Genomic DNA, 10,295 nt, shown 5'->3' with positions numbered 1-10,295 from the left:
GCGCACGATCCGCGTCGGGCTGTAGGACAGCGTCTCGATGCTCCAGCCGTGTGGGGAATCCCGGCGGGCTTTCATGGTGCGGCGGCTCGTCGCGCGATGCATGGCGGTCTCCTTCGGTGGGGTGGAAGCGGGATCAGGCGGCGCTGCGGCGTCCGGCGCGCTTCGGCCAGCCGAGCGCCACGAGGCGGGCCTTGGCGTAGTCGCGCACCTCGTCGCGGGTGCCGGGCGGCATCGTCGTCAGGACGGCCTGGGTGGCGCCGTCCAGCATCAGGTCGGTGACCGCGTTGATCGTCGCGGCCTCGTCGATGCGGCGCTTGAGGTCGCCCTCGGCCTCGGTGACCTCGTCGAAGGCGGGCGCCTCCTCGAAATCCTCGTCGACGGCGCGGACCGGGATCTGGTGGGCGCGGAACTCGTCGGCCTCCTCCTCCGAGTAGACGAGACCGTGCAGCTCGATGAGCTTGAGGATGACGCGGTCCTTCCCGCGCTTCTCGGCCATGGCGTAGACGTAGGCCGCCTGCTTGCCGGAGACGCGGTAGTTCACGTTGACCAGCGCCTCGCCCATCGACCACTCGACCCGCTCGGTCCCGGGCTTCGCGCCGGGCAGGCGGCCGGTCACCAGGATCACGGCCTCGTCGCGTTCGGCCCGGATGACGGTCGGCGGCTCGAACACGATGCCGGCCTGGGCGGCGATGCGCTCCAGGGTCTTGTGGTAGATGACGGCGGTCCCCTGAACGCGCCAGACGTTGCCCCCGAAGGGCTCGCCGTAGCGGACGAGGATGTCGGCGATCTGCTTGTCGGCGGTTCGCATGAAGCGCTCGTTCCGTCAGGAGGGAGGCGGGTCGTCCACAGCTTTTCTCGGGGACGCTCTTTCGTTCTCTTTTTGTTCACGTCTATATGCGCAATCTGCCCGCGATGCGCAAGGCTCGGACGCCAAAACCTGCGGTTGCGGGCATGCGTCATCGTCCCCGCGCGCCGGTGGCGCCGGGGGCATGGCCCGGGACGCCTCGAACAGGCGCGGTCACAGGAAGCTCGAGATAGCGATACTTTCCAGACCGGCGAACGCTGGGAGGCTTAGACGCGTGTGGGCGTAGCGCGGATCCCCTCTCCCGCACGGGAGAGGGGGCGCGTCGCGGATGTCCCAAGAAGACGGTTGGGTGTCGACGCGATCGTCCAGGAGCGCGTCGGCTCCGACGCCCCGTCAGCGTTGGCACCGTCTGCGACCACATTCCGGCGACCCCGCCGCCTGCGCCGCCGTCCCGCATTGTTGCTGCACCGCACCCTAGGCTAGACCGCTTCCACGATGTCCGAGACAGCTGCCGCGATGACGCCTTCCCTCTGGACCCGCCTGTCGAATCCCAGCCATTTCATGCGCTGGTCGGGCGCGCTGGTGCCGTGGCTCACGGCCCTGTCGCTCGCCGTCCTGGCCCTGGGGCTGTACCAGACCTTCTTCGTGGTGCCGCCCGACTACCAGCAGGGCGAGACCGTGCGGATCATGTACGTCCACGTCCCGGCGGCGTGGCTCGGCGTGTTCTTCTACGGGGCCATGAGCGTGTCGGCGATCGGCACCCTGGTCTGGCGCCACCCGCTGGCCGACGTCGCCCAGCGGGCGGCGGCGCCGATCGGGGCGGCCTTCACGCTGATCTGCCTCGTGACCGGCTCCCTGTGGGGCAAGCCCATGTGGGGCACCTACTGGGTCTGGGATGCCCGCCTGACCTCCATGCTCATTCTGCTGCTGATCTATTGCGGCATCATCGCCCTGTGGCGCACGCTGGAGGATCCGAACCGTGCCGCGCGCGCGGTGGCGATCCTGACCCTGGTCGGGGCCGTGAACCTGCCGATCATCAAGTTCTCGGTGAACTGGTGGTCGACCCTCCACCAGCCGGCCTCGATCCTGCGCATGGGCGGCTCGACCATCGATCCCTCGATGCTCTACCCGCTGCTGGTCATGATCGGCGCCGCGACCCTGGGGGGGACCACCCTGCATCTCTACACGATGCGCACCGAGATCATGCGTCGCCGGGTGCGGACGTTGACGATCCGCGAGGCCGAGCGCCTCGACCGCGCCCAGCCGCACATCACTCCGACACCGGCCGCGATGCCGGTGGGCCAACCGGTCTAGGGGGCCGCAATGGATCTCGGGTCTCACGGCGGCTTCATCCTGCTCGCCTACGCCTTCACCGCCTTCGTGATGGTCGCCCTGGTCGGCAACGCCCTGCGCGATCGCCGGACGCAGCTGCGTGCCCTGAAGGGCTTCGGCGAGGATCGGCGATGACCGCGCCCCTCGACGAGGCGACCGGGCGGCCGCCGCCGGTCCGCCGCTCGCTGCTGCTGATCGTGCCGGCCCTCGCCTTCGCGGCGCTCGCCGCCGTGCTGTTCCTGCGCCTGCGCTCCGGCGCCGATCCGGCGGCCCTGCCCTCCGCGATGATCGGCAAGCCGGTGCCGCAGTTCGATCTGCCCGCCGTGCCGGGGCTGACCGCCGGGGGCGCGCCCGTGCCCGGCCTGTCGAGCGCGGATCTGAAGGGCCAGATCACGGTGCTCAACGTCTTCGCCTCCTGGTGCGCGCCCTGCCAGGTGGAGCACCCGATGCTGATGCGCCTGGCGAAGGAGCCCGGCATCCGGCTCGTGGGCATCGACTACAAGGAGCCGACCCCCGAGGCTGGCCAGCGCTTCCTGGCCCGGCACGGGGTCCCGTTCAGCGCGGTGGGGGCCGATGCCGGAGGGCGGGCGGCGATCGATTTCGGCGTCTACGGCGTGCCCGAAACCTTCATCATCGGGCCGGACGGCATCATCCGCGACAAGCTCGTCGGCATCCTCACGCCTGAGAATTTCGCGAGCGTGCTCACGCGAATCCGCGCCGCCGGCAAGGTCGCGGCAGCGCAGTAGACCCTAGAGTTCGGGCTGCGGGGTCTTGCGCTCGTAGCGGGTCAGCAGCGGCGTCTGCGCCAAGGCGAACAGCACGGTGATCGGCATGATGCCGAACACCTTGAAGTTCACCCAGAAATCCTCCGTCTGCGTCCGCCACACCAGCTCGTTGAGCGCCGCCAGCACGAAGAAGAACACGCCCCAGCGGAAGGTGAGCTTGCGCCAGCCCTCCTCGGTGAGGCTGAACATCGAATCGAGCACCACCGAGAGCAGCGAGCGCCCGAACAGGAGGCCGCCGAGCAGCACCGTCCCGAACAGGGCGTTCACGATGGTCGGCTTGACCATGATGAAGGTCTTGTCCTGCAGCGCCAGGGTCAGGCCGCCGAACACCACCACCACCACGCCGGACACGAGCGGCATGATCGGCAGGCGGCGCACCATGACGTAGTGGATCGCCAGCGCCACCACGGTCGCCGCGATGAACACGCCCGTGGCCACGAACAGCTTCTGGTCCGGGGCGACGCCGAACTTCTCGGAATACGCGTTGCCGAGGAAGAACAGCACCAGCGGGCCGAGTTCCAGCGCCAGCTTCACGAGCGGCGGCAGGTGGCGGTGCGGGGGGACGGATTCGATCTGCATACGCTCGGTCGGCTCGGCTGCGGCGCTCACGGTGGGCCGGGAGCGTCGAACGGGATTTGCGGGGTGTGTGGTACGCCGAGCGCGCGATGTCCATGACATCGCGCACCAAAGATCGGCGGGCGCCCGCGTCCTAATCCTTCTCCAGCCCGGCGATGGCCCGGGCGAAGTCGCGGGCCGCGAAGGGCTCCAGGTCCTCGACGCCCTCGCCGACGCCGATGAAGTGGACCGGCAGGCCGAACTTCGCCGCCAGCGCCACCAGGATGCCACCCCGGGCGGTGCCGTCGAGCTTGGTCATCACCAGGCCCGAGACCGGCGCGGCCTGCGAGAACAGCTCCACCTGGCTGAGGGCGTTCTGGCCCACCGTGGCGTCGAGGACGAGGATCGTGGCGTGGGGCGCCTCCGGATCCTGCTTGCGCAGCACGCGGACGATCTTCTCAAGCTCCGCCATCAGGCCGGTCTTGTTCTGGAGCCGGCCGGCGGTGTCGATCAGCAGCACGTCGGTCCCGGCGGCCGAGGCCTGCTTGAGGGCGTCGAAGGCGAGGCCCGCGGCATCTGCCCCCTGCGCGCCGCTCACCACCGGCGTGCCGGTGCGCGCGCCCCAGACCTTGAGCTGGTCGATCGCCGCCGCCCGGAACGTGTCGCCCGCCGCCAGCATCACGGTGCGCCCCTCCGCCCGCAGCTTCGAGGCGAGCTTGCCGAGGGTCGTGGTCTTGCCGGCGCCGTTCACGCCGACGGTGAGGATCACGAAGGGCTTCCGGCTCGCGTCGATGGCGAGCGGCACCGCCACGGGCTCCAGCGCCCGCTCGACCTCCGCGGCGAGGATCGCCCGCACCTCGTCCGGCGAGATGCCCTTCTCGTAGCGGCCCTTGCCGACGGCCTCCGAGACCCGCATCGCGGTCTCGACGCCGAAATCGGCCTGGATCAGCGCGTCCTCCAGGTCCTCCAGGGTGGTGGCGTCGAGCTTGCGCTTGGTGAACAGGCCGGTCACGCGCTCGGAGAGCGCCGACGAGGTCCGCTTCATCCCCGAGGTGAGCCGGCTCCACCAGCCCTTGGCCTCCGGCTCGCGGTCCGGCCCGGCACCCGCGTCGTGGGCTAGGGCAGCGGCGCTGTCGACCGGCTGGATGTCGGGCATCGGCGCGACCACCGGCTCCCGGTTCACGTCACCGGTATCGACCGGGTCGGCCCCGTGCGCGGGGTCGTCGCCGGCGGTGCCGGCCGGCGGACGCTCGGGCTCGCCCGCGACGGGCAGCAGATCGGCGCCCTCGACCACGTCCGGGACCGGCTCCCCGGTCTCCTCGGGCGGCAGCGGAACATGCGCGACATCCTCCGCGGCGGTGGCGAAGTCCGGCTCACCCTCGGAGGGCGAGGCCGCCTCCGGGGGCAGCTCGGCCTCGGGCTTGTCTTCCGGCTTGTCCTCGGGCGCGGGCTGGCCTTTGCGCCCGAACAGGCGTCCGAACCAGCCGGGCTTCTCCTCGCTCGCCATGAAATCGCGTCCTCGCCCCACCTTGCCCCGCCGACACCGACCCTCTAGCCGATCCGGATGTCCAACGCCTTCGACATAGGCGCGCGCCTCCTCTACCGCGATGCCCTGCTGCTCGTCATCGACAAGCCGGCGGGTTTACCGGTCCATCCGGGCCCCCGCGGCGGCGAGACGCTCACCGATCACCTCGACGCCCTGCGGTTCGGCCTGCCGCGCCGCCCGGAGGCCGCGCACCGGCTCGACCGCGACACCTCCGGCTGCCTCGCGCTCGGCCGCCACGCCAAGGCGCTGGCGCGGCTCGGCAAGCTGTTCTCCGGCAGCGGCGTCGACAAGACCTACTGGGCGATCGTGGAGGGCGGCCCCGCCGAGGAGGCCGGCCGCATCGACCTGCCGCTGGCCCGCCGCTCGGACGATCCGCGCTCCTGGTGGATGAAGGCCGACCCGGCGGGCGACCCGTCGCTGACGCACTGGCGGGTGCTCGGCCGCGCCGGGGGGCGGACATGGCTGGAGCTGAAGCCGGTGACCGGCCGCACCCACCAGCTCCGGGTCCATTGCGCCGCCTCCGGCTGGCCGATCCTGGGCGACGCGATCTACGGCGGGGCGCCCCGCGGCAGCGCGCTGCACCTGCACGCGCGGACCCTGTCGATCCCGCTCTATCCGAAGCGCGACGCCATCACGGTGACGGCCCCGCCGCCGCCGCACATCGCCGAGGCCGTGGCGCCGCTCGCGGCTCAGGCCGCGATCAGCCGCGCCCCGTCGTGAGACGCGATCGCGACGCTGTGGAACGTGCCGGGGGCAGGCGCGTCTGACAGGCGCACGGCGGTGAAATCCGCGCTCCGCCCGGTGCCGCCGCGCTCCGCCAGCACGGTCAGCCGCCGCCCGACCTGTGCGTCGAGGTGCCGCCGCAGGGCGTCGGCACCGGCTGCGCGCAGCCGCGCCGCCCGCGCGCGGATCGCGTCCGCCGCCACCGGCGGCATCCGCGCGGCGGGCGTCCCGGGGCGCGGGGAATACGGGAAGACGTGCAGGTGCGTCAGGCCGCACTCCGCCACGAGGTCGAGGGAGCGGGCGAACTGCGCCTCCGTCTCGGTCGGAAAACCCGCGATCAGGTCGGCGCCGAACACCATGTCGGGCCGCAGCCGCCGCACGGTCTCGCAGAAGCGGATCGCGTCGGCGCGCAGGTGCCGGCGCTTCATGCGCTTGAGGATCAGGTCGTCGCCGGCCTGCAGCGACAGGTGCAGGTGCGGCATCAACCGCTCCTCCTCGGCAATCGCCGCGAGCAGGGCGTCGTCGGCCTCCACGGAATCGATGGAGGAGAGGCGCAGGCGCGGGAGATCGGGCACCGCCCGGAGGATCGACCGCACCAGACCGCCGAGGGACGGCCCGGAGAGATCCCGTCCATAGGCGGTGAGGTCGACGCCGGTCAGCACCACTTCCCGCCCGCCCCGGGCCACGAGGGTCTCCACCTGCGCGACCACATCGGGCACCGGCACCGAGCGGGAGACGCCGCGTCCGAACGGGATCACGCAGAAGGTGCAGCGGTGGTCGCAGCCGTTCTGCACGGGCACGAAGGCGCGGGTATGCCCGGCCATGGCCTCGATCCGCGTCGGCTCGGCCATCCGCGCCGCCATGACGGCCCCCGGTCCGGTCGCGGCCGCCGACCAGCCCTCGGGCCGCAGCTTCTCGGCGTTGCCGACGAGGCGCGCGACCTCCGGCATGGCCGCGTAGGCCTCCGTGTCCACCTCGGCGCCGCAGCCGGTGACGACGATCTCGGCGCCGGGCCGTTCGCGGGCGATGCGCCGGATCGCCTTGCGGGCCTGCCGCCCGGCCTCGGCGGTGACCGCGCAGGTGTTGACCACCACCCGGTCCCGGCCGTCCGCGGCCGCATGGGCCCGCAGAGCCTCGGACTCGACGGTGTTGAGGCGACAGCCGAAGGTGAGGGTCTCGACCGCCATCAGGCCGCGCTGTCGAACAGCTCCGGCGCCAGGGTCCCCTCGGCGACGAGCGCGACCGGGCCGGTCATCAGGACATGGTCGTCGGCGCGCCACTCGATGAACAGCTCGCCGCCGGGCAGCGCGACCTGGGCCTGCCGGCCGATCATCTTGAGGCGCGAGGCGGCCACCACGGTGGCGCAGGCGGCGGTGCCGCAGGCGAGCGTCAGCCCGGCGCCGCGCTCCCAGACGCGGAGCTTGATCGTCTCGCGGCCCGTCACCTGCGCCACGGAGATGTTGGCGCGCTCCGGGAACAGCGGATGGTTCTCCAGCATCGGACCGATCCGCGCGAGGTCGAAGGAATCCGGATCCTGCTCCACGAAGAACACCGCGTGCGGGTTGCCCATGTTCACCGCGCCCGGCGAGTGCAGGATCGGATCGTCGATCGGGCCGATCTGCAACTCGATCCGGCGCGTGTCCGGGAAGGGCTCCGACAGGGGGATCTCGTCCCAGGCGAGACGCGGCCGGCCCATATCGACCGTGAAGGCCCGCTCCGAGACGCGGCGCACGCCGAGCACGCCCGCTTCGGTCTCCAGGGTGAGCCGCCCGCCCTCGGCCGGCCGGGCCATGGCCGGATCGTCGAGCATCGCGTAGGCGACGCAGCGCGTGCCGTTTCCGCAGGCGCCCGATTCCGAACCGTCGGTGTTGTAGATCCGCAGGAACGCGTCCGTGCCCGGGCTCACGGGATCGTGTAGCACCATCAGCTGATCGAAGGCCGAGCCGGGATCCTGCGCGATCGCCCGCGCCTCCTCGGGCCGCACCGTCGCGGTGGAGCCGCGCAGGTCCAGCACCACGATCGCGTTGCCGGCGCCGTGCATCTTCAGGAAGCGTCTGTGGGCGAGTGCGCTCATGCGGTCCCGCAGGTCGAGGAGGGGCCGGCTATATCGCAAAAGCGACCGCCCGGCGCGAGGGGTGCAGCAGCGTGGCAGATGCGCCGCACCCGCGGCTCTCGTCCGCGGTGCCCTCGCGGGCCGTCACGTTCGCCACTAGGTTACGCGGCGGGAGCCTGCGCGATCATCCGCGGGCCTCGACCGGAGCGCCCCACGTGATCCGCCTTCGTCCGCTCGTCGCCCTCTCGGCCGCCTTCGTGCTCGCGTCCGGCGGCCCGATCGCCGCGCAGCAGCAGCCTGCGCCGCCGCCCTCCACGGCACCCGCGCCGGCCCAGACGAACCCGCTGCCGACGACGACGGCGCCGAACCCGGTGGCCGATCCGGACAAGAGCGCGGCCCCGGCCCCCCAGCAATCGGTGGCGCCCCCGCCCGCGGGCCAGTCCGCGGTGGGAACGCCCGCGCGTCCGACGCTCATCGAGAAGGCCGGCGAGCCCGGCGACGTCGACGAGGTCACCCTGCCGTCGAAGCCCGCCGCGATCCTGTCGGGCAAGACCAAATGGGAGGAGGCCGTGCCGAACCTGAAGCAGGCCTTCGCGCGGATCGAGGCCGACCTCGCCAAGCTGGGCGTCGCGCCGGCCGGCCGGCCGCTGGCGGTCTTCACCCGGACCGACGATGACGGCTTCGAGTTCGAGGCGATGATTCCGGTGGCGGCCGCGCCGAACCCGGCGCCGGCGGAGACCGACGGGCTGCGCTTCGGCACGACGCCCTCCGGCAAGGCGTTGCGCTTTGCCCACAAGGGTTCCTACGAGTCGATCGACAGCACCTACGAGACCCTGACCGCCTATCTCGATGCCAAGGACATCGTGGTGCAGGACCGGTTCGTCGAGGAATACGCCACCGACCTCAAGGACGGTACCGACGACAACCTCGACGTGAACATCTACGCGCTGGTGAAGTAGGGGCCGGCAGATCGGCCGACGTCGCGGACCGATCCCGCGCCGGAGAACCGGCCGCAACCGCCGCCTCTCGCCCCTCTGCGGGGAAGGGAGGAGTGCACGGCACCCGATCGCCCGTTCCTGACGCGCATGCGCGGAGATCGGACAGATCGCCGCTGCCCCGCCCCGGCAGGAACAGGGGCGTCGGCTCGCGGATTCGCCCGACATGCCCGCCACCGACCTCAGAACCGGGACCGTCCCGCCTCCGCGCCGCAAGGCGGCCCCCAACGCCATGGATCCCGCCCTCGCCGAGAAGGCGCTGGCGATCCACGCGCGCCTCTGCCCGGTCTACGGCTGCCCGATCCCGTACTTCCACAGCCTGGATCCGGTCAGCGAACTCGTCTCCTCGCTCCTGTCGCACCGGACGCGCAACGCCGAATCCGGCCGGGCCTTCAAGGCCCTGCGGGCACGCTTCCCGGACTGGGAGGCGGTGATCGACGCGGACGTGCCGGAGATCGAGGCCGCCATCGCGGGGGTGACATGGCCGGAGCTGAAGGCGCCGCGCATCCGCGACGTGATCCGGGCCCTGCGCGACCGGTGCGGAACCCTCGACCTCGCCTTCCTGGCCGACATGGAAGTCGAGGCGGCGCGGGCGTGGCTGCAGGCCATCCCCGGGATCGGGCCGAAGACCAGTGCCGCGGTCCTGTCGTTCTCCACCCTGCGGATGCCGGCGCTGCCGGTGGACAGCCACCATCACCGGGTCGCCCAGCGCCTCGGGCTGATCGGCCCGCGGGTCGATGTCGGCCCGGCGCACGCGATCCTGCGGGGGCAATTGCCCGCGGCGTGGAGCGCGCAGGATCTCTACGACAATCACGAGATCCTGATGCTGCACGGCCAGCAGGTCTGCCACCATCACCGGCCCGCCTGCGGGCGCTGCGTCCTGACCGACCTCTGCCCCAGCGCGAAGCGCCCCGTGCGGGAGCCGTGAGCGCGTCCTTGACCATTCCGGCCTACGGGTGCGAGTAACCCCGCGCCCGGACGGCGCGGAGCCCCGGTCTATCTTTGCTCAGGATCGGCGCCGATGGCCGCGTTCACCGAATTGGTCTTCTCGGGCGTCCAGCCCACCGGCAACCTGCATCTCGGCAACTATCTCGGAGCGGTGAAGCGCTTCGTGGAGATGCAGGACCGCGACGCGCAGTGCCTGTACTGCGTGGTCGACCTGCACGCGATCACCGTCTGGCAGGATCCGGAGGCCCTGCGCGGCCAGATCCGCGAGGTCACGGCCGCCTTCCTCGCCGCCGGAATCGATCCGAAGCGCTCGATCGTATTCAACCAGAGCCAGGTGCCCCAGCACGCCGAGCTCGCCTGGGTGTTCAACTGCGTCGCCCGCCTCGGCTGGCTGAACCGCATGACCCAGTTCAAGGAGAAGGCCGGGCAGGACCGGGAGAACGCCTCGATTCGGCTGTACGACTACCCGGTGCTGATGGCCGCCGACATCCTGGCCTACCGGGCGACGCACGTGCCCGTGGGCGAGGACCAAAGCAGCATCTGGAGCTGACCC

11 protein-coding genes and 1 pseudogene are annotated in these 10,295 nt (G+C 71.7%); 7 read left to right on the top strand and 5 right to left on the bottom strand.

Annotation, left to right across the window (positions count from 1 at the left end; all coding sequences use genetic code 11):
- Positions 1-133 precede the first annotated feature (133 nt).
- Entirely contained in the window at positions 134-808 is a 675-nt protein-coding gene (locus tag I53_RS04570; protein ID WP_043347166.1) for a hypothetical protein, read from the bottom strand.
- A 513-nt stretch (positions 809-1,321) separates the two neighbouring features.
- Between I53_RS04570 and I53_RS04565 the strand changes: the two genes are divergently transcribed.
- Genes I53_RS04565 through I53_RS04555 form a run of 3 tightly spaced genes read left to right on the top strand, consistent with a single transcriptional unit; the run spans position 1,322 to position 2,883 of the window.
- Positions 1,322-2,119 (top strand): heme ABC transporter permease, encoded by a 798-nt coding sequence (locus tag I53_RS04565; protein ID WP_043347165.1) that lies wholly within the window; start codon positions 1,322-1,324, stop codon positions 2,117-2,119.
- A gap of 9 nt (positions 2,120-2,128) precedes the next feature.
- The gene (gene ccmD, locus I53_RS04560) at positions 2,129-2,272 is read left to right on the top strand and encodes a heme exporter protein CcmD (RefSeq protein ID WP_043347163.1); all 144 of its coding nucleotides are present in this window, start codon (positions 2,129-2,131) and stop codon (positions 2,270-2,272) included.
- Positions 2,269-2,883 carry a DsbE family thiol:disulfide interchange protein gene (locus tag I53_RS04555; protein ID WP_043347162.1) on the top strand — a complete coding sequence of 205 codons (615 nt, stop codon included), beginning with the start codon at positions 2,269-2,271 and terminating at the stop codon, positions 2,881-2,883. Before ccmD ends, I53_RS04555 begins: the two co-directional genes overlap by 4 nt.
- A gap of 3 nt (positions 2,884-2,886) precedes the next feature.
- Here the strand turns inward: I53_RS04555 and I53_RS04550 are convergent, their stop codons facing one another.
- Both I53_RS04550 and ftsY read right to left on the bottom strand, forming a co-directional pair.
- Positions 2,887-3,501 (bottom strand): septation protein A, encoded by a 615-nt coding sequence (locus tag I53_RS04550; RefSeq protein ID WP_043347159.1) that lies wholly within the window; start codon positions 3,499-3,501, stop codon positions 2,887-2,889.
- A 130-nt stretch (positions 3,502-3,631) separates the two neighbouring features.
- The gene (gene ftsY / locus I53_RS04545; RefSeq protein ID WP_043347158.1) at positions 3,632-4,984 is read right to left on the bottom strand and encodes a signal recognition particle-docking protein FtsY; all 1,353 of its coding nucleotides are present in this window, start codon (positions 4,982-4,984) and stop codon (positions 3,632-3,634) included.
- 57 nt (positions 4,985-5,041) lie between these two features.
- On the opposite strand from ftsY, the gene I53_RS04540 reads away from it, so the two are divergent.
- Entirely contained in the window at positions 5,042-5,743 is a 702-nt protein-coding gene (locus tag I53_RS04540) for an RluA family pseudouridine synthase (protein WP_043347155.1), read from the top strand.
- On the opposite strand, the gene mtaB is transcribed toward I53_RS04540, so the two are convergent.
- Together mtaB and dapF are read right to left on the bottom strand one after the other, a co-directional pair.
- Positions 5,713-6,933, bottom strand: a complete 1,221-nt coding sequence (gene mtaB, locus I53_RS04535) for a tRNA (N(6)-L-threonylcarbamoyladenosine(37)-C(2))-methylthiotransferase MtaB (RefSeq protein ID WP_043347154.1) — start codon at positions 6,931-6,933, stop codon at positions 5,713-5,715. The two genes, I53_RS04540 and mtaB, sit on opposite strands and share 31 nt — an antisense overlap.
- Entirely contained in the window at positions 6,933-7,820 is an 888-nt protein-coding gene (gene dapF / locus I53_RS04530; RefSeq protein WP_043347151.1) for a diaminopimelate epimerase, read from the bottom strand. Before dapF ends, mtaB begins: the two co-directional genes overlap by 1 nt.
- A gap of 194 nt (positions 7,821-8,014) precedes the next feature.
- On the opposite strand from dapF, the gene I53_RS04525 reads away from it, so the two are divergent.
- The 3 genes and pseudogenes from I53_RS04525 to trpS all read left to right on the top strand — a co-directional run.
- Complete coding sequence (locus I53_RS04525) at positions 8,015-8,758, top strand: GyrI-like domain-containing protein (RefSeq protein ID WP_043347148.1); 744 nt, start codon at positions 8,015-8,017, stop codon at positions 8,756-8,758.
- A gap of 202 nt (positions 8,759-8,960) precedes the next feature.
- Positions 8,961-9,722: an endonuclease III gene (nth, locus tag I53_RS04520; RefSeq protein WP_083935967.1), complete on the top strand. Its 762-nt coding sequence runs from the start codon at positions 8,961-8,963 to the stop codon at positions 9,720-9,722.
- Positions 9,723-9,815: 93 nt separating this feature from the next.
- Positions 9,816-10,295, top strand: a pseudogene (trpS, locus tag I53_RS04515) (tryptophan--tRNA ligase); the annotation flags it as partial.

Source organism: Methylobacterium sp. B1, assembly GCF_000333255.1.
Taxonomy (GTDB): Bacteria; Pseudomonadota; Alphaproteobacteria; order Rhizobiales; family Beijerinckiaceae; genus Methylobacterium; species Methylobacterium fujisawaense.
This window is presented reverse-complemented; position numbering and strand designations above follow the sequence as displayed.